This window comes from Nonomuraea fastidiosa, from assembly GCF_042751225.1.
Classification (GTDB): Bacteria; Actinomycetota; Actinomycetes; order Streptosporangiales; family Streptosporangiaceae; genus Nonomuraea; species Nonomuraea fastidiosa.
Genome location: NZ_CP170570.1, coordinates 2,740,247 through 2,762,489, shown reverse-complemented (window position 1 = coordinate 2,762,489; position 22,243 = coordinate 2,740,247). Strand labels below are relative to the sequence as shown.

At 70.2% G+C, this 22,243-nt stretch carries 22 protein-coding genes and 1 riboswitch; of the genes, 16 read left to right on the top strand and 6 right to left on the bottom strand.

All coding sequences use genetic code 11. The features are described from left to right. Window positions 1-45 precede the first annotated feature (45 nt). The 7 genes from ftsH to ACFMQL_RS12455 all read left to right on the top strand — a co-directional run bounded on the left by ftsH (window position 46) and on the right by ACFMQL_RS12455 (window position 5,307). Window positions 46-2,046 carry an ATP-dependent zinc metalloprotease FtsH gene (gene ftsH / locus ACFMQL_RS12485; protein ID WP_364064043.1) on the top strand — a complete coding sequence of 667 codons (2,001 nt, stop codon included), beginning with the start codon at window positions 46-48 and terminating at the stop codon, window positions 2,044-2,046. Further along, window positions 2,043-2,621 (top strand): GTP cyclohydrolase I FolE, encoded by a 579-nt coding sequence (gene folE, locus ACFMQL_RS12480; RefSeq protein ID WP_364064041.1) that lies wholly within the window; start codon window positions 2,043-2,045, stop codon window positions 2,619-2,621. The genes ftsH and folE overlap by 4 nt, the downstream gene beginning before the upstream one ends. Window positions 2,622-2,741: 120 nt before the next feature. Continuing rightward, window positions 2,742-3,548, top strand: coding sequence for a dihydropteroate synthase (gene folP / locus ACFMQL_RS12475; protein ID WP_378790154.1), 807 nt, complete (start codon window positions 2,742-2,744; stop codon window positions 3,546-3,548). Further along, window positions 3,545-3,994 (top strand): nuclear transport factor 2 family protein, encoded by a 450-nt coding sequence (locus tag ACFMQL_RS12470; protein WP_364064036.1) that lies wholly within the window; start codon window positions 3,545-3,547, stop codon window positions 3,992-3,994. The genes folP and ACFMQL_RS12470 overlap by 4 nt, the downstream gene beginning before the upstream one ends. Then, the gene (gene folB, locus ACFMQL_RS12465; RefSeq protein WP_364064034.1) at window positions 3,984-4,349 is read left to right on the top strand and encodes a dihydroneopterin aldolase; all 366 of its coding nucleotides are present in this window, start codon (window positions 3,984-3,986) and stop codon (window positions 4,347-4,349) included. Before ACFMQL_RS12470 ends, folB begins: the two co-directional genes overlap by 11 nt. After that, window positions 4,346-4,849: a 2-amino-4-hydroxy-6-hydroxymethyldihydropteridine diphosphokinase gene (gene folK / locus ACFMQL_RS12460; RefSeq protein ID WP_364064031.1), complete on the top strand. Its 504-nt coding sequence runs from the start codon at window positions 4,346-4,348 to the stop codon at window positions 4,847-4,849. Before folB ends, folK begins: the two co-directional genes overlap by 4 nt. Before the next feature lie 32 nt (window positions 4,850-4,881). Then, window positions 4,882-5,307, top strand: a complete 426-nt coding sequence (locus ACFMQL_RS12455) for a DUF3180 domain-containing protein (protein WP_364064028.1) — start codon at window positions 4,882-4,884, stop codon at window positions 5,305-5,307. On the opposite strand, the gene ACFMQL_RS12450 is transcribed toward ACFMQL_RS12455, so the two are convergent. The 3 genes from ACFMQL_RS12450 to ACFMQL_RS12440 are packed head-to-tail and all read right to left on the bottom strand — an operon-like array spanning window position 5,304 to window position 7,765. After that, window positions 5,304-5,489, bottom strand: coding sequence for a hypothetical protein (locus tag ACFMQL_RS12450; RefSeq protein WP_364064025.1), 186 nt, complete (start codon window positions 5,487-5,489; stop codon window positions 5,304-5,306). The two genes, ACFMQL_RS12455 and ACFMQL_RS12450, sit on opposite strands and share 4 nt — an antisense overlap. After that, window positions 5,482-6,609: an acyltransferase gene (locus tag ACFMQL_RS12445; protein WP_364064022.1), complete on the bottom strand. Its 1,128-nt coding sequence runs from the start codon at window positions 6,607-6,609 to the stop codon at window positions 5,482-5,484. The genes ACFMQL_RS12450 and ACFMQL_RS12445 overlap by 8 nt, the downstream gene beginning before the upstream one ends. A 10-nt stretch (window positions 6,610-6,619) precedes the next feature. Further along, window positions 6,620-7,765 (bottom strand): NADH-quinone oxidoreductase subunit D, encoded by a 1,146-nt coding sequence (locus ACFMQL_RS12440; protein ID WP_364064020.1) that lies wholly within the window; start codon window positions 7,763-7,765, stop codon window positions 6,620-6,622. 120 nt (window positions 7,766-7,885) lie between these two features. On the opposite strand from ACFMQL_RS12440, the gene ACFMQL_RS12435 reads away from it, so the two are divergent. Continuing rightward, window positions 7,886-8,566, top strand: a complete 681-nt coding sequence (locus tag ACFMQL_RS12435) for a DoxX family protein (protein WP_364064017.1) — start codon at window positions 7,886-7,888, stop codon at window positions 8,564-8,566. A 189-nt stretch (window positions 8,567-8,755) separates the two neighbouring features. Here ACFMQL_RS12435 and ACFMQL_RS12430 read toward each other — a convergent pair whose 3' ends face one another. Further along, window positions 8,756-10,051, bottom strand: coding sequence for an aminotransferase class V-fold PLP-dependent enzyme (locus tag ACFMQL_RS12430; protein WP_378785737.1), 1,296 nt, complete (start codon window positions 10,049-10,051; stop codon window positions 8,756-8,758). A gap of 45 nt (window positions 10,052-10,096) precedes the next feature. After that, a riboswitch (SAM riboswitch) is annotated at window positions 10,097-10,212 on the bottom strand. Between the two features lie 112 nt (window positions 10,213-10,324). Between ACFMQL_RS12430 and ACFMQL_RS12425 the strand changes: the two genes are divergently transcribed. Together ACFMQL_RS12425 and ACFMQL_RS12420 are read left to right on the top strand one after the other, a co-directional pair. Next, window positions 10,325-11,071: a TerC family protein gene (locus ACFMQL_RS12425; protein WP_364064014.1), complete on the top strand. Its 747-nt coding sequence runs from the start codon at window positions 10,325-10,327 to the stop codon at window positions 11,069-11,071. Continuing rightward, window positions 11,071-12,267, top strand: a complete 1,197-nt coding sequence (locus tag ACFMQL_RS12420; protein WP_378785736.1) for a cytochrome P450 — start codon at window positions 11,071-11,073, stop codon at window positions 12,265-12,267. Before ACFMQL_RS12425 ends, ACFMQL_RS12420 begins: the two co-directional genes overlap by 1 nt. A gap of 296 nt (window positions 12,268-12,563) precedes the next feature. Here ACFMQL_RS12420 and ACFMQL_RS12415 read toward each other — a convergent pair whose 3' ends face one another. After that, window positions 12,564-13,526, bottom strand: a complete 963-nt coding sequence (locus ACFMQL_RS12415; RefSeq protein WP_364064009.1) for an SAM-dependent methyltransferase — start codon at window positions 13,524-13,526, stop codon at window positions 12,564-12,566. Between the two features lie 187 nt (window positions 13,527-13,713). Here ACFMQL_RS12415 and ACFMQL_RS12410 point away from each other — a divergent pair, with 187 nt between their 5' ends. The 5 genes from ACFMQL_RS12410 to ACFMQL_RS12390 all read left to right on the top strand — a co-directional run bounded on the left by ACFMQL_RS12410 (window position 13,714) and on the right by ACFMQL_RS12390 (window position 19,616). Continuing rightward, entirely contained in the window at window positions 13,714-13,941 is a 228-nt protein-coding gene (locus tag ACFMQL_RS12410; RefSeq protein WP_364064006.1) for a chaplin family protein, read from the top strand. 314 nt (window positions 13,942-14,255) lie between these two features. Continuing rightward, window positions 14,256-15,146, top strand: coding sequence for a DUF2520 domain-containing protein (locus ACFMQL_RS12405; protein ID WP_364064004.1), 891 nt, complete (start codon window positions 14,256-14,258; stop codon window positions 15,144-15,146). 22 nt (window positions 15,147-15,168) lie between these two features. Then, window positions 15,169-16,020, top strand: a complete 852-nt coding sequence (gene panC, locus ACFMQL_RS12400; RefSeq protein ID WP_364064001.1) for a pantoate--beta-alanine ligase — start codon at window positions 15,169-15,171, stop codon at window positions 16,018-16,020. A 284-nt stretch (window positions 16,021-16,304) separates the two neighbouring features. Further along, on the top strand, window positions 16,305-18,830 hold the full coding sequence (locus ACFMQL_RS12395) for an L-aspartate oxidase (RefSeq protein WP_378785735.1): 2,526 nt from the start codon (window positions 16,305-16,307) through the stop codon (window positions 18,828-18,830). A gap of 3 nt (window positions 18,831-18,833) precedes the next feature. After that, complete coding sequence (locus ACFMQL_RS12390) at window positions 18,834-19,616, top strand: type III pantothenate kinase (RefSeq protein ID WP_364063997.1); 783 nt, start codon at window positions 18,834-18,836, stop codon at window positions 19,614-19,616. A gap of 64 nt (window positions 19,617-19,680) precedes the next feature. Here the strand turns inward: ACFMQL_RS12390 and ACFMQL_RS12385 are convergent, their stop codons facing one another. Then, a complete protein-coding gene (locus tag ACFMQL_RS12385; protein WP_378785734.1) occupies window positions 19,681-20,154 on the bottom strand; it encodes a hypothetical protein in 474 nt (157 codons plus the stop codon). A 177-nt stretch (window positions 20,155-20,331) separates the two neighbouring features. On the opposite strand from ACFMQL_RS12385, the gene lysX reads away from it, so the two are divergent. Further along, entirely contained in the window at window positions 20,332-21,813 is a 1,482-nt protein-coding gene (gene lysX / locus ACFMQL_RS12380; RefSeq protein ID WP_364063992.1) for a bifunctional lysylphosphatidylglycerol synthetase/lysine--tRNA ligase LysX, read from the top strand. Window positions 21,814-22,243 lie beyond the last annotated feature (430 nt).

Sequence of the window (22,243 nt, the reverse complement as noted above, 5' to 3'; positions counted from 1 at the left end):
GGCCATGGTCAGGAAGGGACGGGCCCGCAAGGGGTTCCGCATCGGATGGATCTCAAGCGATTTACACGTGGGCCACTGCTGTGGATCCTGGGCATCGTCGTGCTGCTCCTCCTCGTCACCCAGCTCTGGAGTGGCGGTGGAAATTACAAGTCGGCCGACACGTCCTTGGTTCTTCAGCAGATTCGCGCCGGAAACGTCAGCAACGCCAAGATCGTCGACAAGGACAACCGGATCGAGGTGAAGCTCATCAACCCGGTCGCGGTTGAGCCGGGCGGCACTCCGACCAACCTCATCCAGTCCGACTGGGTCACCGGCTACGGCAGCAAGCTGACCGACGAGCTGCAGGCCCAGGTCGACGCCGGCAAGACCAAGAGCTTCACGACCGAGGTGCCGCAGGAGAACGTCCTGCTGAGCCTGCTGGTCAGCTTCCTGCCGATCGTCATCATCGTGCTGATCTTCCTGTTCATCATGAACCAGATGCAGGGCGGCGGCTCGCGGGTGATGAACTTCGGCAAGTCGAAGGCGAAGCTCATCACGAAAGACACCCCCAAGACCACGTTCGCCGATGTCGCGGGTGCGGATGAGGCCATCGAGGAGCTGCAGGAGATCAAGGAGTTCCTGCAGGCCCCGGCGAAGTTCCAGGCGATCGGCGCCAAGATCCCCAAGGGCGTGCTGCTCTACGGCCCGCCCGGCACCGGTAAGACCCTGCTGGCCCGCGCGGTCGCCGGTGAGGCCGGGGTGCCGTTCTACTCGATCTCGGGTTCCGACTTCGTCGAGATGTTCGTCGGTGTCGGCGCCTCCCGCGTGCGCGACCTGTTCGAGCAGGCGAAGGCCAACGCCCCCGCGATCATCTTCATCGACGAGATCGACGCCGTCGGCCGCCACCGCGGCGCCGGCCTGGGCGGCGGTCACGACGAGCGCGAGCAGACGCTCAACCAGCTCCTCGTCGAGATGGACGGCTTCGACGTCAAGGGCGGCGTGATCCTCATCGCCGCGACCAACAGGCCCGACATCCTCGACCCCGCGCTGCTGCGTCCCGGCCGTTTCGACCGGCAGGTCACGGTCGACCGCCCCGACCTGGAGGGCCGCAAGGGCATCCTCAAGGTCCACGGCCGCGGCAAGCCGTTCGCGCCCGACGTCGACCTCGACGTCATCGCGCGCCGCACGCCCGGGTTCACCGGCGCCGACCTGGCCAACGTGATCAACGAGGCGGCCCTGCTCACCGCACGGGCCGACCAGAAGCTGATCACGATGGACGTCCTCGAGGAGTCGATCGACCGCGTCATGGCAGGGCCCGAGCGTAAGAGCCGGGTCATGTCCGACAAGGAAAAGAAGATGATCGCCTACCACGAGGGCGGTCACGCGCTGGTGGCGCACGCGCTGCCCAACTCCGACCCGGTGCACAAGATCACGATCCTGTCCCGCGGCCGGGCGCTCGGTTACACGATGACGCTGCCGATGGAGGACAAGTTCCTGGCCACCAGGTCGGAGATGATGGACCAGCTCGCGATGCTGCTGGGCGGCCGCGCGGCGGAGGAGCTCGTCTTCCACGAGCCCACCACCGGCGCCTCCAACGACATCGAGAAGGCCACGGCCGTCGCCCGCCGCATGGTGACCGAGTACGGCATGAGCGAGCAGCTCGGCGCCCGTAAGTTCGGCACCGGCCAGGCGGAGGTGTTCCTGGGCCGCGAGATGGGCCACGAGCGCGACTACTCCGAGAAGATCGCCTCCACGATCGACGAGGAGGTCCGCCGGATGATCGAGACGGCGCACGACCAGGCGTGGGACATCCTGGTCGAATACCGCGACGTGCTCGACAACCTGGTGCTGGAGCTCATGGAGAAGGAGACCCTCTCCCGTGAGCAGGTGCTGGAGATCTTCGCCCCCGTGGTGGTCAAGGAGCACCGCCCGTCCTACGCCGGCTACGGCAAGCGGCTGCCCTCCGACCGGCCGCCCATCCTGACCCCGAAGGAGCAGTCGGCCAACGGCTCGCTCACCACGGGCGGTCAGAAGGACGCGCTGCCCTCGGGGGACAGTACGTCGTGACGCAGCACGCCGTTGACCTCGGGCGGATCGAGAAGGCCGTTCGGGAGATCCTCTACGCCATCGGCGAGGACCCCGACCGCGACGGCCTGATCGAGACGCCCGCCAGGGTCGCCCGCGCGATGGCCGAGCAGTATTCCGGGCTCGGCCAGACGCCGGAGGACGTGCTCAACAAGGTGTTCGACGTCGATCACGACGAGATGGTGCTCGTACGCGACATCGAGGTCTACTCGACCTGCGAGCACCACCTCGTCCCGTTCCACGGCCTGGCCCACGTCGGCTACATCCCCAACGAGAAGGGCCAGGTCACGGGGCTGTCGAAGCTGGCCAGGCTGGTCGACGTGTTCGCCCGCAGGCCGCAGGTGCAGGAGCGGATGACCTCGCAGATCGCCGACGCGCTCATGCGGGTGCTGGAGCCGCGCGGGGTCATCGTGGTCGTGGAGTGCGAGCACCTGTGCATGACGATGCGCGGCGTGCGCAAGCCGGGCGCCAAGACCGTCACATCGGCCGTGCGCGGCGACTTCCGTACCAGTGACAAGACCCGGTCCGAGGCCATGGCGCTCATCCTTGGGCGCTGATCTGCTCGCGCGCGGCGAACGAGGTACCCACGATGTCAGCAGGTGCGAAGAAGCGCCTAGGCTTGGCCCATGACTAGCGTGCCCATCAGCGTGCCGGGAGGTGCGGAGCGGTGCCTCGTCATGGGTGTGGTCAACGTGACGCCCGACTCCTTCTCCGACGGCGGCAAGTGGTTCGACCCTGACGCCGCCATCCAGCACGGCTTCGACCTGGTGCGCGAGGGCGCCGACATCGTCGACGTGGGCGGCGAGTCCACCCGTCCGGGCGCGGCCAGGGTGTCGCAGGAGGAGGAGCTGGCCCGGGTGGTCCCGGTGATCCGGGAGCTGGCCGCCGGCGGGGTGGTGGTCAGCGTCGACACCATGCGCGCCGAGGTCGCGAAGGCGGCCGTGGAGGCGGGGGCGCGGCTGGTCAACGACGTGAGCGGCGGCCTCGCCGACCCGGAGATGCCGCGCGTGGTGGCCGCGACCGGCGTCGCCTACGTGGTCATGCACTGGCGTGGCCACAGCCATGACATGGACAGCCGCGCCATCTACACCGACGTGGTGACGGAGGTGCGCGAAGAGCTGAGCAAGCGGGTCGATCTGGTGCTGGCCGAGGGCGTGACGGAGGAGCAGATCGTGCTCGACCCGGGTCTCGGGTTCGCCAAGAACGCCGAGCACAACTGGGCGCTGCTGGCCGGCATCCCGCACCTGGCCGAGCTGGGTTTCCCGCTGCTCATCGGGGCTTCACGCAAGCGGTTCCTGGGGCGCCTGCTGGCCGATCCCGACGGCACGCCCAGGCCGTTCAGCCGCTGCGACGACGCCACGCTGGCAGTGACCGCGCTGGCCGCCCAGGCCGGAGCCTGGTGCGTACGCGTGCACGAGGTAGGTCCCAACGCCGATGCCGTGCGCGTGGCCGCCGCATGGAAGAGAGCCGGAGCAGGCACATGAGCAGCGTCGACACCGCCGCCGTCGAGACGGTCAACCAGGAGTTCTACGCCGCCATCGAAAGCGGCGACCTGGACAAGATGACCGAGATCTGGGCCGAGGACACCGCCGACGACCAGGTGAGCTGCGTCCACCCGGGCTGGACCCTGCTGACGGGCCGGTCCGAGGTGCTGCGGTCGTGGGCCCTGATCATGGCCAACACCACCTACATCCAGTTCGTGCTGACCGACGTCAACACCACCGTGCTGGGCGATGTGGCCGTCCTGACCTGCGTGGAGAACATCCTGACCGCGGGAGAGGAGGGCGAGGCGAGCTTCGCCGCGGGCAAGGTGGTGGCGAGCAACGTCTACATCCGCACCCCGCAGGGCTGGCGGTTGTGGATGCACCACGGGTCGCCGGTGCTGCAGGCCGACGACGACGATGAGGAGGAAGGCGAGCTTGAGCGCTGACCGCATCACCCTCAAGGGCCTGCGCGCCAGGGGGAGGCACGGCGTGCTCGCTGCGGAGCGTGATTTGGGGCAGGAGTTCGTCGTGGACGCCACCCTGTACCTCGACACCGCGCCGGCGGCGGCGGGCGACGACCTCACCAAGACCGTTCACTACGGGGAGCTCGCGCAGGAGCTGGCCGCGGTGGTGGAGGGCGAGCCGGTCGCGCTGATCGAGACGCTCGCGCAGCGCCTGGCGGACGTGTGCCTGGCCAACGAGCTGGTGCACAAGGTCGAGGTGAGCGTGCACAAACCGGCGGCGCCGATCCCGCTGCCGTTCGACGACGTGATCGTGACCATCGAGCGGAGCCGCGCATGAAGGTGGTGCTCTCACTCGGCAGCAACCTGGGGCGCAGGTTCACGACCCTCCAGGGGGCGCTGGACACCCTGTTCGACGCCCCTGGGCTGGAGTTCGTCAAGGCGTCCCCGGTCTACGAGACCGACCCCGTGGGCGGCCCAGGCGGGCAGCGGCCGTACCTCAACGCGATCGTCATCGCGGAGACCACGCTGGAGCCGCGCACGCTCCTTGAGCGGGCGCTGAGCGTGGAGAACGCGTTCGGCCGCGAGCGCCTTGAGCGCTGGGGCCCGCGTACCCTCGACATCGACCTGATCGTGGTGGGCGACGTCGTCTCCGACGACCCCGAGCTGACGCTGCCGCATCCCCGGGCGCACGAGCGGGCGTTCGTGCTGGTGCCGTGGGCGGCCGCCGACCCCGAGGGGGAGCTGCCCGGCAAGGGCACGGTGGCCGGGCTGCTCGAAGGGCTCGATCGGCGGGGCGTGCGCCTGCGTGAGGATCTCAAGCTGCAGAGGCCCGATTGAAGCCAACGTCTCCTGGTCCCCTCGTCGGCATTTTGATCATCGTCGCCCTGGCGACCTGGGCGGCGATCATGATGGGCGACTACGGCGGGTGGCCGGTGCTGCCGTGGACCGCGATTCCCACGCTGCTGCTGCTGGCGCTCGGCGAGGGCTACAGCGGCTGGGCCACCAAGGCCAGGATCGCGCGCAAGCCCGGCACCAAGCCGGTCGAGCCGCTCGCGGTGGCCCGCCTTGCGGCGCTGGCCAAGGCGTCGGCGTACGCGGGCGCGGTCTTCGGCGGCATCTTCGCCGGCTTCGCGCTGCACACCGTGCAGCTCCTCGACCGCGAGACGCCGCGCGGTGAGTTCTTCATCGCGACGGGCTCGCTCGTGTCGTGCGTACTGCTCGTCTGCGCCGCGCTTTACCTGGAGCACTGCTGCAAGGTGCCGAAGAAGCCCGAGGACGAGCAGCCGCGCGACTAGCGCTCGCCGGGCTGGCCCTCCTCGATGGCCCGCTGCGCGGCGGCGAGGCGGTCGTGCCACATCTCGCGCTGCAGCAGGCGCAGCGCGCGGCGCAGCACGTCGCTGGGCCGCTCACCTTCCCGCAACGCGGTACGGATGATCCGCTCGTCTTCGGCGTTGGCCCGGAAGGCGATCTCAGCCATGCCTTGAGCTTATGGACCCGCCGACGGCCTTGTCCTGCGTTTGACGGACGGGCGCGCGGCGGCGGCCGAAGAGGTAGATGACGGGGGCGGTGCAGATCAGCGGGCCGATGACGGCGAGCGGGCGTTCGAGCCACCACACGAGGTCGGGCGGTATCCGGTCGCCGAGGGTACCGAACAGCCACCACGACAGGCCGAGCGAGATGGCCATGCCGGTGGTGTGGAAGAGGAACAGCGGCAGCGAGTAGCGGTTGATGAACTCGTTGAGCCGCCGCCAGCGCGGACGCTCCAGCACCCGCTCCATGGCGGGGCGCAGCACCTCGACCAGCCCGATCTGGAACAGCAGCAGCGCGACGATGACGAACGTGGGCGGCGCCATGTTCGACCACTTGTCGCCCGGCACGCCCACCATCGAGCCCGGGTAGATGCCGGAGTACACCAGCCCGAACAGCGCGAAGAAGCCGGTCCACAGCAGCGCGGCGTCGTAACGCCTGGGCAGCTCCACGACCCGGTCGTAGAAGAAGCCCGCCTGGTGCGCCAGCCCCCACACGACGATCATGTTGAGCCAGCCGACCCAGTCGAGGTCGTAGCGGAAGCGCAGCACGTCCACCACGAGGGCGGTGCCGCCGAGCCAGATCAGCGCGAGCACGTCGTAGCGGCGGTGCAGCCACAGCGCGACCGGCAGCAGCGCGATGAGCACGAGATAGACGGCGAGGAACCACAGCGGGCTGAGCACCAGCAGCACCACCCGCCACATCCAGTCCACTTCGAAGGTGTACGTCACCATCGCCCCGATGACGACCCACACCCCGGACAGAAACAGCGCGGGTAAGGCGAGCGCGCGGATGCGGCGCAGCACGAACGCGCCGATGCCGACGCCGCGCTCCTTGGCCCGGTGCCAGGACAGCAGGTGCACGTGGCCGCCGACGTAGAAGAACAGCGGCAGCACCTGCAGCAGCCAGGTGAGGATCCACAGGCCCGAGGTGAAGCCGAGCGGGCTGGTGGGTTCGGGGCCGGACGGCTTCCATTCGAGGATGGTGAACGCCCAGTGCCACACCACCACCACGACCAGGCTGATCGCGCGGAGCCAGTCGATGTACTTGTCGCGTTGCCGCCCTGTCACTGCCGCCCTGTCACTTGTCGATGTCACCCACGACGAAGAACATCGAGCCGAGGATGGCGACCATGTCGGCGACCACGTGTCCCGGCAGCATCTCCCTCAGCACCTGGATGTTGTTGTACGACGCCGAGCGCAGCTTGAGCCGCCACGGCGTCTTGTCGCCCCTCGAGACCAGGTAGTAGCCGTTGATGCCGAGCGGGTTCTCCGTCCACGCGTACGTGTGGCCCTCCGGCACCTTCAGCACCTTCGGCAGCCGCTGGTTGATCGGCCCCGGCGGCAGCTCGCGCAGCCGCTCGACGCACGCGTCCGCCAGGTCGAGCGAGACCTTGAGCTGGTCGAACAGCACCTCGAAGCGCGCGTGGCAGTCGCCCGCGCCGCGCGTGACGACCTTCACCGGCAGCTCGCCATAGGCCAGGTACGGATCGTCGCGCCGCAGGTCGAAGTCCACTCCGGAGGCGCGGGCGATGGGGCCGCTGACGCCGTACTGCATGATCTGCTCGCGCGTCAGCACCCCCACCCCCTTGGTACGGGCGATGAAGATCTCGTTGTGCAGGATGAGGTTCTCGATGTCCGGCACCCGGCGGCGGGTCTCGGCGACGGCCGCCGACACCCGATCCAGCCAGCCCAGCGGCAGGTCCTCCTTCAGGCCGCCGACCCGGTTGAACATGTAGTGCATGCGCCCGCCGGAGATCTCCTCCATGACCGCCTGGATGCGCTCACGCTCGTTGAACGCGTAGAACAGCGGCGTCATCGCGCCCAGCTCCAGCGGGTAGGAGCCGAGGAACATCAGGTGGTTGAGCACGCGGTTGAGCTCGGCCAGCAGCGTACGGGCCCAGACGGCGCGCACGGGCGGCTCCATGCCGAGCATGCGTTCGGCGGCGATGACCACGCCCAGCTCGTTCGCGAAGCCCGACAGCCAGTCGTGCCGGTTGGCGAGCATGATGATCTGACGGTAGTCGCGCACCTCGAACAGCTTCTCCGCGCCGCGGTGCATGTAGCCGACGATCGGCTCGGCGGCGGTGATGCGCTCGCCGTCGAGCGTCAGCCGCAGCCGCAGCACGCCGTGGGTGGACGGGTGCTGCGGACCGATGTTGAGGATCATGTCCTCGGTGGCCAGCTCTTTAGCTCCCGCGCCGATTCCGACCACACGTTCCGTCATACGGCCATGCTCCCACCGTCGTCACCGGTGATCCAGCAGGGGGGTTGGTCAAGAGATGGTATGCGATGGCATCCCGTAGGCGGACACGGGGAGGAATAGCTGGAACGGGGGAGAAGGACCATGAAGAGAGTTCTCTTCGATATCGCGGCCCTGATCGCGCGCATCGTGACCGGCGTGATCTTCGTCGCGCACGGATGGCAGAAGTGGCAGGGCGGGCACGCCGCGATCGCGGCGGGATTCGGCGAGATGGGCATCCCGATGCCCGAGCTTGCCGCGGGCTACGCCATGGTCGTCGAGCTCATCGGTGGGGTGCTGCTCATCCTCGGGGCGTTGGTCCGGCCGGTGGCGCTGCTGCTGCTGATCAACATGATCGGCGCGGTCGTCTTCGCGCACTCGGGCAAGGGCCTCTTCGTGGACGAAGGCGGCTGGGAGCTCGCGGGGGCGCTCGCCGCGCTCTGCCTGTTGTTCGTCGCGCTGGGCGGCGGGCGCATCGGCATCGACGGCATCTTCGGCCGCATGTGGCGCAAGCGGCACGAACGCGCGGACGAGGACTTGGCGTCCCAGCAGACGGGCCGGAGCGGCGCCACCTCTGCGGGCTATGGCGCGGGCGGGCCGACCACGCCCGCCAGGTCCGCCACCACCGAGCAGCCGGAGGTGCCTCGGCAGCAGACGGCGCCCCACCACGAGCCTGGTGGGTCCCGGCAGGACCGGGCGAGCCGGCTCAGCGACGACGACATGCGGGAGATCGACTCCCTGGTCGCCGACGAGCCGCCCCAGCACCGCAAGCCGCCGAACCGCTGACTCGCCGAACCGCCGACCTGCCGACCTGCCGACCCGGCGACCCGGCGACCCGGCGACCTGCCGAACCGCCTGACCCGGCGAACTACCGACCCGGCGACCCGCTGACCCGGTGGCCGCCGAGCCGCGCTTCCGGTCTGCGCGTCTGCGGGCTCACGTCCGGAATGAGCGCCCGAGAACCCGGGCGCACGGTCAGCGGGAGACCAGGTCGCGCAGGGCCGACACGAGCCGGTCCACGTGCTCCTGCGTGGTGCCGATGCCGATCGAGGCCCGTACGGCGGAGGCGGTGCCGTCCTCGCAGCCCCCGTCGGAGGCGCCCAGCAGGTGGCGGACGAACGGGTGCGCGCAGAACTTCCCGTCGCGCACCCCGATGCCGTACTCGCCGGACAGCACCTCGGCCACCTCCCGCGCCGAGTAGCCGTCCACGGTGAACGACACGATGCCGACCCGGGGGTGGTCGGGGCCCCACAGCGACAGCTCGCGCACCCCGTCGATCGAGGCCAGCCCGGCGCGCAGCCGGGCGAGCAGCCGCTCCTCCTCGCGGACCAGCTCCGTCCAGCCGGTCGCGGTCAGCGCGTCGCAGGCCGCGGCCAGCGCGATGGCGCCCAGCACGTTGGGGGTGCCGGCCTCGTGGCGCGGCTCGGGGTCGTCGTGCCACTCGACGCTCTCGCCGACCGAGCGCACCGCGCCGCCGCCCTTCAGGTACGGCTCGCCAGCGGCCAGCCAGTCCCGCCGCCCGACCAGCGCGCCCGCGCCGAACGGCGCGTACAGCTTGTGGCCTGAGAAGGCGATGTAGTCGAGGTCGAGCGCGGTGAGGTTGAGCTTCCTGTGCGGTACGTACTGCGCCGCGTCCACGAAGATCCGCGCGCCGTGCCGGTGCGCGATGTGGGCCAGGGCCGCGATGGGCCACAGCTCGCCGGTGACGTTGGATGCGGCGGTGACGACGAGCAGCTTGGGCCCGTCGATGGCGGCCAGCGTCTCGTCGGCGGCGCGGACCGCCTCGCCGGGGAAGGCGGGCGGCGCCAGCCGGACGGCGTTCGGCCAGGGCAGGAGCGAGGCGTGGTGCTCGGTGTCGAAGACGACCGTGGTGCAGCCCTCGGGCAGGCAGCCGGCCAGCAGGTTCGTGGCGTCGGTGGTGTTGCGGGTGAAGATCACCGCGTCGTCGGGGCGGGCGCCGACGAAGGCGCGTACGGTGTGGCGGGCCTGCTCGTAGCGGGCGGTGGTGAGCTGCGATGCGTAGCCCGCGCCGCGGTGGACGCTGGAGTAAGCCGGAAGCGCGGCGGTGACGGCGGCGCTGACCGGCTCGAGACAGGGGGCGCTGGCGGCGTAGTCGAGGTTGGCGTATCCGACCAGGCGGCCGCCCTTGACCGGCACCTCGAGGTCGGCGCCCAGGACGGCGGGGATCGGCCGGCGCTGCTGCGTGGCGGTGGCGGAGCTCTCCTCAGCGGTGGCGGCGCGGCCGGAGTTGAAGATCGTCAGAGTGGACACGGCAAACCTCCTTGGGGACCATCGGGCCCCTGGAAGCAGCCACGGAGCCCGCGCTTGCCCGCCACACCTCGTGACGGACCAGGTCTTCACCCGGGGCACCCCGCCGCGGACGCGAGGGTTGCCGGCCAGCTAGCCGGGGCTTGACGCTGGCGCTCATGACCTACGGGCTGAACTATAACCGACGGCCCGGCAGAAATCGCAAGGGCGAACTTATGTGACCTCCGACTCGTTGCTACCGGATATCCGACAGCTCCCGAGTCATGGAGGTACCCGATGCTCGACTGGGTGGCCGACCCGCAGATCTGGATCGGCTTCTTAACCCTGGTCGCCCTGGAGATCGTGCTGGGGATCGACAACATCATCTTCATCTCCATCCTCGCCGGGAAGCTGCCGCCCGAGCGGCGCGACCGCGCCCGGGTGCTCGGCCTCGGCGCGGCCCTGGTGAGCCGGTTGCTCCTGCTGCTCGGCCTGTCGTGGGTGGTGCGGCTCACCGATCCGCTGTTCGCCGTCTTCGGCCATGAGATCTCCGGACGCGACCTGATCCTGCTGCTCGGTGGCCTGTTCCTGCTCGGCAAGAGCGTCACCGAGATCCACCACAACATGGAGGCACCGCACGAGGAGGAGGGCGGCAAGAAGGTCGCGGCCACCTCGTTCGCCTCCGTGATCCTGCAGATCATGGTGCTGGACATCGTCTTCTCGCTCGACTCGGTGATCACTGCGGTCGGCATGGTCGACGAGCTGGGCGTGATGATCGCGGCCGTCATCGTGGCGGTGGCCGTGATGCTCTTCGCGTCCGGGCCGATCAGCCGGTTCGTCGACAGCCACCCCACGATCAAGATGCTGGCGCTGGCGTTCCTGGTGCTCATCGGCGTGATGCTCGTCGCCGAGGGTCTCGACCAGCACATCCCGAAGGGTTACATCTACTTCGCGATGGCGTTCTCTGTCGTGGTGGAGCTGCTCAACATCCGGGTACGGAGCAGGCACGCGAAGAAGGAGCAGGTCACTCCTAAGATGAAATAGTGGGCTTTGATCCTTGGAATCCGGATTTCGTAGCGCACCCCTACGGGGTCTACGACGAGTTGCGGCGCGAGTCGCCCGTGACGTACTTCGAGCCGACCAATCAGTGGCTCATCGCGCGGCACGCCGACGTGAACGCGCTGCTCAGAGACCGCCGGCTGGGCCGCTCGTACCTGCACGTGGCGACCCACGAGGAGTTCGGCAGGCCGCCGGAGCCGGAGTTCCAGGAGCCGTTCTGGCGCGTGATCAGGGCGGGCATGCTCGACGTGGAACCGCCGGTGCACACGAGGCTGCGCCGGTTGGTCTCCAAGGCGTTCACGCCGCGCATGGTCGAGTCGCTGCGGCCCCGCGTCAGATCCATCGCGCGTGAGCTGGTGGACGCGTACGTGGAGAAGGGCGGCGGCGACCTCATCGCCGAGGTCGCCGAGCCGCTGCCGGTCACCGTCATCGCGGAGATGCTCGGCATCCCCGAGAGCGACCGCCACCTGCTGCGCCCCTGGTCGGCCGACATCTGCGGCATGTACGAGCTCAACCCCACCCTGGAGGCCCAGCACACCGCCGTACGCGCGGCGTCGGAGTTCGCCGACTACCTCAAGGCCCTGGCCGCCGAGCGCCGCGCCGCTCCCGGCGACGACCTCATCAGCGCGCTCACCCAGATCGACGAGCTGACCGAGGACGAGCTGGTCGGCACCTGCGTGCTGCTGCTCAACGCCGGTCACGAGGCCACCGTGAACGTCACGGGCAACGGCTGGTGGTCGCTGTTCCGCAACCCCGGCGAGCTGGCCAGGCTGCGGGCCGATCGCTCGCTGCTGCCCACCGCCGTCGAGGAGCTGCTGCGGTGGGACACGCCGTTGCAGATGTTCGAGCGGTGGGTGCTCGAGGACATCGAGGTGCACGGCGTACGCATCCCGCGCGGCTCCGAGGTGGCCCTGCTGTTCGGCTCGGCCAACCGCGACCCCGAGGTGTTCGACGACCCTGACCGGCTCGATGTGGGGCGCGCCGACAACCCGCACATCTCGTTCGGGGCCGGCATCCACTTCTGCCTGGGCGCGCCGCTGGCCAGGATCGAGCTGGCCGAGTCGTTCGGCGCGCTGCTCGACCGCACGGCCGAGCTGGAGCTGCGTGAAGAGCCCGAGTGGAAGCCCGGGTACGTCATCCGCGGCCTGCGCGCACTCCAACTCACCGCCATCCCCGCCTGAGCACCCCGCTTCAGCCGCCCGCCCCTCCGCCACCCCGCACCCCTGCCGGCCCATGCGCCTGCCGGCCGGGCCGCCTCCTGTCCCGTGCGCCTGCCGGCCCAGCCGTCGGCCACCCCAGTGTCGGTCGGTCACCCGACCGTCGCCTGGATGGCCACCGGGCTCAGGCGCGGCTCACACGGGGGGCGCCTCGCCAGGCGTGCGCGGCGGGCGGCGCGTGCGGCACCGGTGGGCAGCGGGCAGCGAGCGAGCGACGCGTGGCGGGCGAAGCGGTCATTTGCGCCTCGAAAAGGGCGGGTTCACTTGGTCTGGCTGAGCCAGCCGAAGCCGCCGAGGCCGGTCGCCTCCAGCAGCTCGCCCTCTTCGGAGGCGCGTGCCAGGGCGCGGAGGTAGCCGCGCGGGTCGGTGCGGGCCAGCTCAAGGGGCGGGCGCGCGCCGGTCAGCCCCAGCTCGCGCAGCGCCTCGCGCTGTGTGGACAAGGTTGTGGATATCGCGCCGGCCCGCCGCCCGGCCTCGGCGCACGCGTCGAGTGCTACGTGTGCGGTGATGTCGCAGCTCCCGTCGGGTACGGGGGTCACGACCGACCCGTCCCGGTATCCGGTCAGCGTTCCACAAGGTGGACGGTTATCCACAGGATGTGCATAATCGATGGCGATCGCCCTGCCCCTGGTGAGGCGTACGAGGACGGAGGCCCACGCCTCGTCGCGCGGCCTGCCGATCTCGGCCCGCGTGCCCACCCGGGTCAGCGGCCACCACCGGTCGAGCCACTCGCGGTCGGCGGGATGCGGCGGGTCGCCCAGGCGCTCCTCGCCCGTGGAGACGTTCACCATCACCACCCGCGGCCCTCGCGAGGTCTGCTCGACCACGTCGAGCGGTACGTTGTCGAGCCACTCGTTGGCGATGGCCAGCCCGGTGACGGCGTCCGGCAGGCTCCTGGACCAGACGATCTCCTCGGGCAGGTCGTCGGGCCGCGGCGACAGGTCCACGGCCGTGACCCGCAGCCGGTCGCGCAGCCCAGGCTCGGCGCGTTCGAGCACGCGGGTCACCAGCACGCCCTCACCCGCCCCGATGTCGACCAGGTCGAGCACGTCGGGCTTGCCCAGCTCGGCGTCCACTTCCGCGAGCAGCGTGAGCACCGCCTCGGCGAAGGCCGCGGACGCGCTGACCGAGGTGCGGAAATGGCCTGAGGGGCGTTCGCGGAGGTAGAAGCCCTCCTCGCCGTACAGCGCGCGCTCGGTCGCGGCGCGCCAGGTGAGCCACATGTCTGGACTATCTCATGACTTACATTGGAGACGCACTGTCATCGAATGACTACGAGACGTTGCGAAGTTGCGGTAGCGTTTACCTGTTGTCACTGAGTGATTGCGCTGCGCCAACCCCCAAGTGGTGTGGCCTTTCACTCGCCGAACCAGCACCCGCGGTATGACGCCGCGAAAGAGAGGAGCCCTCGTGCTGAAGAAGATCTTGGTCGCAACCGGAGCCGTCGCCATGCTCTCGCTGGCCGCCCCGGCGCACGCCGACATCACCAACGGCACCGGCGGCGTTATCTCCGGCAACCAGCTCCACGTCCCGATCGTCGCCCCCATCAACGTCTGCGGCAACGCGATCGCCGTCATCGGCTTCGCGAGTGCGGGCTGCAAGGGCGGCGCCAACGCCTACGCGCCCAGCCACCACTGAGCGACATGGATGAGCCCGGGCCGGTGTAGGCCGGCCCGGTCCTTATCCCGGCGGATCAGTCGGCGGTCGACCCGCCGGCGCACTCCCAAGGGGTCATACACAGTCGCGGGCGTCGGGTCCTGAAGGACTCGGCGCCCGCTGCCATTGCGATGGCCCCTCTCCTCATCTCTTCCGACAGGGGGTGCACCGTTTTGTCTGCCCTTGCCCCTTTTGTCGTTAACTCAACGCGCGGCAAAACACCGGTCACACTCGCCGCTCCGCGAGACGGTTACGCTGGTCGGCAGTGCCATCACGTTGGTCAGGGGTGAGACGTCATGGACGCAGGGGACCGCCCGGCACGGCTGGCCGTCGGCGTGCTGGGCGCCGGCAAGGTGGGTTCCGCCCTCGGCGCGGCGCTCGCGCAGGCAGGCCATCGGGTGGTGGCCGCCAGCGGCGTTTCCGACCGTTCCCAGCGGTGGGCCGCCGAGCGGCTCGGCGTCTCGCCGTCCAGGCCCGACGAGGTGGTGGCGGCCGCCCAGCTCGTCCTGCTGACGGTGCCCGACGACGCGCTGCCCGACCTGGTCGGCGGGCTGGCCAGCACGGGCGCCGACCTGCGGGGCAAGATGCTCGTCCACACCAGCGGCGCGTACGGGCTGTCGGTGCTCGACCCGGCGGCCGAAGCGGGCGCGCTGCCGCTGGCGCTGCACCCGGTGATGACGTTCACCGGCCGCGACGACGACCTCAACAAGCTCACCGGCATCTCCTACGGTGTCACCGCGCCCGACGTACTGCGTCCCGTCGCCGAGGCGCTGGTGATCGAGATGGGCGGCGAGCCGGTCTGGATCGCCGACAGCGACCGCCCGCTCTACCACGCGGCCCTGGCCGGGGCCGCCAACCACATGGTCACGCTCATCGCCGAGTCGTCCGACCTGCTGCGCCGCATCGGGGTCGAGCACCCCGGCAGGATGCTGGGGCCGCTGCTCGGTGCCGCGCTCGACAACGTGCTGCGGCTCGGCATCGCGGGGCTGACGGGTCCGGTCGTCCGCGGCGACGCCGGCACCGTACGCAAACATGTCGACGCGCTCATCCTGGCCGCGCCCGAGGCGGCGGACGCCTACATCGCGCTGGCCAGGCTCACCGCGGACAGGGCGCTGGCCGCGGGGCTGCTCAAGCCGGAGGAGGCGGAGCGGCTGCTCGACGCGCTCGGGGGCAATATATGGACCTGACCGTAGCGTTCGGAGGGCACTTATGGAGCTGATCGTCGCCAGAAACCGGGAAGAGCTGGTCAAGGCACGGCGTAGTGGCACGGTGGCGCTGGTGCCCACCATGGGCGCGCTCCACGAGGGGCACAGGTCGCTGATCAGGCTGGCCCGGGTGCGCGCCGATCAGGTCGTGGTCAGCATTTTCGTCAATCCTCTACAGTTCGGCCCTAACGAGGATTTTTCGCGTTATCCCCGTACATTTGATGCCGATCTGGACGTGTGCCGGGCCGAGGGCGTCGACGTCGTCTTCCACCCCTCCGCCGAGGAGATGTACGCCCCCGACCGCCAGGTCAGCGTCTCCGCCGGCGAGATGGGCCGCATCGTCGAGGGCGCCGCGCGTCCCGGCCACTTCGACGGCGTGCTCACGGTCGTGCTCAAGCTGTTCAACCTCGTGCAGCCCGACCTCGCGGTCTTCGGGCAGAAGGACGCCCAGCAGCTCGCGCTCATCCGGCGCATGGTCGCCGACCTCGACCTGCCGATCGAGATCCTCGGCGCCCCCACCGTACGCGAGCCCGACGGCCTGGCCATGTCCAGCCGCAACCGCTACCTGTCCGACGAGGACCGGCAGGTGGCGCTGACGCTGTCGCGGGCGCTGCGGGCCGGTGCCGCCCGGCTCACCCCCGCCGAGATCCGCGCCGAGGCGCGCAAGGTGCTCGACGAGGCCGGGCCCGCGCTCGACGTCGATTACCTCGCGCTGGTCGATCCGGCCACGTTCGTCGAGGTCGGCGACGACTACGAGGGCCTGGCCGTGCTCGCGGTGGCCGCCAGGGTCGGCACCACCCGGCTCATCGACAACGTCACGCTCACCCTCAACCCGCGAACCACCACTCCCGCCTGACCGAAACGACGGCCGCTGAACACGGGCGCGGCGCGAGGGCCACGCAGCCCGCCACCGGAGCGCGCCGCGCCCGCCTTCCGCGCCGCCCGCCTGCCCGTCTGGGGAGCGCCGCGCCTGCCTTCCGCCCGCCCGTCTGTCCGTCTGGGGAGCGCCGCGCCTGCCTTCCGCGCCGCCCGCCTGCCCACCTGAGAAGTGCCGCGCCCGCCTGCGCACCCCGGGGCATGGCCACGCCGAGCCAGGCGTTATCGTCATAGTGACGAAATCGCCTCAGTGAGGAGACCCCCATGAGTGCACCGGCGATTCCCCTGCGTCTGACCGCGCCCAGCCCCGGCTGGACCGTGGACGCGGACGTGGTCGTCGTGGGCTCCGGCATCGCGGGCCTGACCGTGGCCCTGCACTACGCCGAGCTGGAGCCGGAGGCCAAGGTTCTGGTCGTCACCAAGGACCAGCTGTCGTCCGGCTCGACCCGCTGGGCGCAGGGCGGCATCGCGGCCGTGCTCGATCCGCGTGACACCCCCGATGAGCACCTGAACGACACGCTGGTCGCCGGTGTGGGGCTGTGCGACGTACGGGCGGTGCGCACGCTCGTCACCGAGGGCCCGGGAGCGCTGCGGCGGCTGATGGAGCGCGGCGCCCGCTTCGACCGCACCCCCGAAGGCGAGCTCCAGCTCACCAGGGAGGGCGGGCACCGGCGGCGCAGGATCGTGCACGCGGGCGGCGACGCCACGGGCGCCGAGGTGCAGCGGGCCCTCGTCGAGGCGGTGCGCGCGGCCTCGATCGAGGTGATCGAGCACGCCCTGGTGCTCGACCTGCTCAAGGACGCCCAGGGTCGGGCCAGGGGAGTGACCCTGCACGTCATGGGCGAGGGCGCGCGCGACGGCGTGGGCGCGGTGCACGCCAGGGCGGTGGTGCTGGCCACCGGCGGCATGGGCCAGGTCTACGCGGTCACCACCAACCCGGTCGTCTCCACCGGCGACGGCGTGGCGCTCGCGCTGCGGGCCGGCGCCGTGGTGCGCGACATCGAGTTCGTGCAGTTCCACCCCACGGTGCTGTGGCTGGGCGAGGGCTCGACCGGGCAGCAGCCGCTGATCTCCGAGGCGGTCAGGGGCGAGGGCGCGTACCTCATCGACCACGAGGGCGAACGGTTCATGACGGGCGTGCACGAGCTGGCCGACCTCGCGCCGCGCGACGTCGTGGCCAAGGCCATCATGCGCAAGATGCGCGAGAGCGGGCGCGAGCACGTCTACCTCGACGGCCGCCACCTCGGCCGCGAGACCTGGGAGTCGCGCTTCCCCACCATCTACGCGGTCTGCCGCGAGCACGGCATCGACCCGGCGAGCGAGCCCATCCCGGTCGCGCCCGCCGCGCACTACGCGAGCGGCGGCGTCCGTACGGACCTGCGCGGCCGTACCTCCATCGAGGGCCTGTACGCCTGCGGCGAGGTCGCCTGCACGGGCGTGCACGGCGCGAACCGGCTGGCCTCCAACTCGCTGCTCGAAGGGCTGGTCTTCGCCGAGCGCATCGCCGAGGACATCCACGCCTCGCGCCCGTCGCCCGGCGACCCGGTGCCGGGCACCGGCCACGAGGGCCTGGTGGACCCGCGGGTCAGGCCGCGGATCCAGGCCCACATGAGCAACGGCGCGGGCGTGCTGCGCAGCCGCGACTCGCTGCTGCAGACCGCGCGGGCGCTGCGCGACGCCCGCTGGACGCCGGTCGCGGTGCCGCCGTGCACCGAGTCGTGGGAGGCCACGAATCTGCTCACGGTGGCCACCGTGCTCACCGGCGCGGCGGCGGCCAGGCTGGAGACGCGCGGCTCGCACTGGCGCGAGGACCACGAGGTGCGCGACGACAACGAGTGGCTGGGCCACCTGGACGTGACCCTGACCGAGGAGGGGCTTCGCATGACGTACACGCCGCATGGGGACGCGATGCCGGCGCGCCTGGCGCAGGAGCTGACGGCGGCCGGGCTGGACCCGGCCGAGGTGGACGCGCTGATCGGCCGCGCGCTCGACGAGGACCTGCAGGAGGCCGGCGACGTGACGAGCCTGGCCACGATCCCGGCCGGCCGGCGGGCGGTGGCCGACGTGGTGGCGCGCAAGGACGGCGTGGTCGCGGGGCTCGCGGTGGCCGAGGCGGTGTTCGTCCGGCTGGGCGCGGTACGGGCCGAGCGGGCGGCCAAGGACGGCGAGCGGGTCAAGGCGGGCGACGTGCTGATGACGCTGGAGGGTCCCGTACGCGGGCTGCTGACGGCCGAGCGCACCGCGCTCAACCTGCTCACCCACCTGTCCGGCGTGGCCACGCTGACCGCCCGCTGGGTCGAGGCGATCCGCGGCACGGGCGCCCGGGTGCGCGACAGCCGCAAGACGCTGCCGGGGGTGCGGGCGCTGGAGAAGTACGCGGTGCGCTGCGGCGGCGGCGTCAACCACCGGATGTCGCTGTCGGACGCGGCGCTGATCAAGGACAACCACGTGGTGGCGGCAGGAGGCGTGGCCGAGGCGTTCAGGGCGGTCAGGGAGCGGTATCCGGACCTGCCGATCGAGGTGGAGATCGACCGGCTCGACCAGCTCGAACCGGTGCTCGACGAGGGGGCCGAGCTGATCCTGCTCGACAACTTCACGGTCGAGGACACGGCGCGTGCCGTACAAGTCGTGAAAAATCGGGCGAAAAATAGGGTTGCTCTTGAAGCGAGCGGGGGATTGACCTTGGAATCGGCCCGTGATGTGGCGGACACTGGCGTCGACTACCTTGCGGTGGGCGCGCTAACGCACTCAGCGCCGGCCCTGGACATCGCACTTGATCTGCGGGGGTAATTGATGCTGCTCACGATCGACGTCGGCAACACGCACACGGTGTTGGGGTTGTTCGAGGGCGAGGACGTCATCGAGCATTGGCGGCTCGCCACCGACGCCCGGCGCACCGCCGACGAGATCGCGGTCGTACTCCAAGGTTTGCTGGCCCAGTCGCCGCTGCTGAAAGGGGCCGACGTCGACGGCATCGCCATCTGTTCCACCGTGCCGAGCGTGCTGAACGAGATGCGCGAGATGTGCCGCCGCTACTACGGCGACGTGACCGCGGTGATCGTGGAGCCGGGCATCCGCACCGGGGTGCCCGTACGCATGGACAACCCCAAAGAGGTCGGCAGCGACCGCATCGTGAACGCGCTGGCCGCCATCGACCAGTACGGCGGCCCCTGCATCATCGTCGACTTCGGCACCGCCACCTCGTTCGACGCGGTCTCCGCCAAGGGCGAGTACGTCGGCGCGGTCACCGCGCCCGGCATCGAGATCTCCGTCGACGCCCTGGCGGCGGCCGGGGCGCAGCTCCACAAGGTCGAGCTGGTCAGGCCGCGCTCGGTCATCGCCAAGAACACGGTGGAGGCGCTGCAGGCCGGCATCATCTACGGCTTCGCCGGCCAGGTGGACGGCATCGTCGAGCGCATGGCCGCCGAGCTCGCCGACGACCCCGACGACGTCACCGTGGTGGCCACCGGCGGCCACGCGGCGCTCGTGGTGGGCGAGTCGCGCTCGATCGACGTGCACGAGCCGTGGCTGACCCTCATCGGGCTGCGGCTGATCTACCACAGGAACGCCGGCTGAGCGCGTACGCAAGGAAAAGCGGCCCTCCGCCGAGTGCGGAGGGCCGCTCGCTTGCCGGTTGATGTCAGCCCCTGGCGCTGAAGATGTAGTCCCAGTTGCCGCACCGCGTCGGCCACGCGCGGCGCTCGGGGCCCGCCTGGCAGACCTTCACCCGCACGCCCGAGACGTCGAAGACGCGGAAGCGGATGAGCTTGGAGTTCGGGTAGCCGCAGTACTTGTCGGTGTAGACCGTGTCCCAGCCGCCGCGGAACTCGCGGGCCTGGAAGGTCACCCACGCGCACTTGCCGCCCCGGCGGTAGCTGCGGGCGTCGCGGTCGTACAGGCGGCCCCGGACGACGGCCGTGTTGTCGCGCCGGCCGTCCCAGTTGACCCGGATGGTGCCCTCGGCCTTGGCCAGCCTGTTGCTCGAGTAGGTGCTGAACGACTCGACGCTGTCGCGAGGGCCGAACGAGGACGCCTGGGCGGCGGTGGGAAGTGACAGGGCCAGCGTGGTCGTCGCAGCCGCGGCCAGGAGCCCTGTGGCGATCTTCTTGAACATCTTCTCTCCTTGAGCTCCCCTTGGGCCGATTCCCTACCGGCTCCCCCCTGAGCTCGTAAGAAAGATGTAAAGCAGGGCTCTTGCAGAGGATCTACAGTGCGCCGACCAGCACTTGCAGAGGATCTACATCAGGCCGACGAGCCTTTCAGTTCGCCATATCCCCTACCCTTTGATGGTGTGAGCGACGAACTTCCCGAGCAGATGCGCATCCGGAGGGAGAAGCTCGACCGCCTTCGCAGCGAGGGCGTCGACCCTTACCCGGTGAACTTCCCACGTACGGCGACCAACGCCGAGGTCAGGGAGAAATACCAGGGCCTGGAGCCCGACACCTCGACCGGTGACAAGGTCGCGGTCGCGGGGCGCGTCATGCTCAGCCGCGTGGGAGGCAAGCTCTGCTTCGCCACCCTGCGCGACGGCAGCGGCGATCTGCAGGTCATGATCTCGCTCGACAAGGTGGGCGAGGAGTCGCTGGCCAAGTGGAAGCGCGACGTCGACCTGGGCGACCACGTCGGCGTGATCGGTGAGGTCATCACCTCGCGCAGAGGCGAGCTGTCCATCCTCGCCGACTCCTGGCAGATCACCGCCAAGTGCCTGCGCCCGCTGCCGGAGAAGCACATCGGCCTCACCGACCCCGAGGCGCGGGTCCGCCAGCGTTACGTCGATCTCATCGTCAACGACGAGGCCAGGAAGATGGCGCGCATCCGCAGCGCCACTGTGCGCGCGGTGCGCGACTTCTGGCACGAGGAGGGCTACCTCGAGGTCGAGACGCCGATGCTGCAGCCGATCCACGGCGGCGCGGCGGCCCGGCCGTTCAAGACCCACATCAACGCCTACAACATGGAGCTCTACCTTCGCATCGCGATCGAGCTCTATCTCAAGCGTCTTGTGGTGGGCGGCATCGAGAAGGTCTTCGAGATCAACCGCAACTTCCGCAACGAGGGCGCCGACTCGACGCACAACCCCGAGTTCACGATGCTCGAGGCGTACGGCACCTACCTCGACTACAACGACATGGCCGACCTGACCCAGCGCATGTACCAGAAGGCCGTCGTGGCCGCGCTGGGCACCACGGTGGTCGTGCACGACGGCGTCGAGATCGACCTCGGCCTCAAGGAGTGGCCGCGCATCACCCTGTACGGTGCGGTGTCGGAGGCCGTGGGCGAGGAGATCACCACCTCCACCTCCCTTGAGGAGCTGCGCAAGATCGCCGACCGCCGCGAGGTCCACTGGGATCCGAAGTGGGGTCCGGGCAAGCTCGTGCAGGAGCTGTTCGAGGCGCTGGTCGAGCACACGCTGGTGCAGCCGACGTTCGTCATGGACTACCCGCTGGAGACCTCGCCGCTGACCCGCCAGCACCGCGACAACCCGCTGCTGACGGAGAAGTGGGACCTCATCGGGTTCGGCACCGAGCTGGGCACCGCCTACTCCGAGCTGATCGACCCGATCGAGCAGCGGCGCCGCCTGGTCGAGCAGTCGCTGCTGGCCGCCGGCGGCGACCCCGAGGCCATGCAGCTCGACGAGGACTTCCTGCAGGCGCTCGAGTACGCGATGCCGCCGACCGGTGGCATGGGCGCGGGCATCGACCGGATGATCATGGCGTTCACCGGCAAGAACATCCGCGAGACCATCCTGTTCCCGCTGGTCAAGCCCACTCACTGAGCATTCTGCGGGGCGGCGGCGCGGCCACACGTCGGCGCCGCCGCCCCGCGCTTTTATGGTGCGGCCGTTCCGCGCTGTACGGCGCGGCCGCTTTTACGGCGCGGCCGCTTTTACGGCGCGGCCGCTTTTACGGCGCGGCCGCTTTTACGGCGCGGCCGCTTTTACGGCGCGGCCGCTTTTACGGCGCGGCCGTTGCGCGCTTTTCACGGCGGGGGCCGCTCCGCGCCTTGCACGGTGCGGCCGCCGTCCCCCACTCGGCGCCTTCTCGACCGAAATCTGCCCGGGCCGCTCTGGAATGCGCGTTGGAGCGCTCAGGAGCGCGCCTCCGGGGCGTGCACGGCCGGTCCCCGGTAGTAGCCGTCGAACGCCATTCTGGCCCGTCCGGTTTCCGACAACTGATCGTCTGTAAGCACCGGGTCAAGTCCGCGGT

Bases quoted from the DNA above. Each gene is read 5' to 3' on its own strand.
- ftsH (WP_364064043.1), top strand. From the start codon at position 46: ATGGATCTCAAGCGATTTACACGTGGGCCACTGCTGTGGATCCTGGGC.
- folP (WP_378790154.1), top strand. From the start codon at position 2,742: ATGGGTGTGGTCAACGTGACGCCCGACTCCTTCTCCGACGGCGGCAAG.
- ACFMQL_RS12470 (WP_364064036.1), top strand. From the start codon at position 3,545: ATGAGCAGCGTCGACACCGCCGCCGTCGAGACGGTCAACCAGGAGTTC.
- folK (WP_364064031.1), top strand. From the start codon at position 4,346: ATGAAGGTGGTGCTCTCACTCGGCAGCAACCTGGGGCGCAGGTTCACG.
- ACFMQL_RS12450 (WP_364064025.1), bottom strand. From the start codon at position 5,489: ATGGCTGAGATCGCCTTCCGGGCCAACGCCGAAGACGAGCGGATCATC.
- ACFMQL_RS12440 (WP_364064020.1), bottom strand. From the start codon at position 7,765: ATGACGGAACGTGTGGTCGGAATCGGCGCGGGAGCTAAAGAGCTGGCC.
- ACFMQL_RS12435 (WP_364064017.1), top strand. From the start codon at position 7,886: ATGAAGAGAGTTCTCTTCGATATCGCGGCCCTGATCGCGCGCATCGTG.
- ACFMQL_RS12425 (WP_364064014.1), top strand. From the start codon at position 10,325: ATGCTCGACTGGGTGGCCGACCCGCAGATCTGGATCGGCTTCTTAACC.
- ACFMQL_RS12415 (WP_364064009.1), bottom strand. From the start codon at position 13,526: ATGTGGCTCACCTGGCGCGCCGCGACCGAGCGCGCGCTGTACGGCGAG.
- ACFMQL_RS12405 (WP_364064004.1), top strand. From the start codon at position 14,256: ATGGACGCAGGGGACCGCCCGGCACGGCTGGCCGTCGGCGTGCTGGGC.
- panC (WP_364064001.1), top strand. From the start codon at position 15,169: ATGGAGCTGATCGTCGCCAGAAACCGGGAAGAGCTGGTCAAGGCACGG.
- ACFMQL_RS12395 (WP_378785735.1), top strand. From the start codon at position 16,305: ATGAGTGCACCGGCGATTCCCCTGCGTCTGACCGCGCCCAGCCCCGGC.
- ACFMQL_RS12390 (WP_364063997.1), top strand. From the start codon at position 18,834: ATGCTGCTCACGATCGACGTCGGCAACACGCACACGGTGTTGGGGTTG.
- ACFMQL_RS12385 (WP_378785734.1), bottom strand. From the start codon at position 20,154: ATGTTCAAGAAGATCGCCACAGGGCTCCTGGCCGCGGCTGCGACGACC.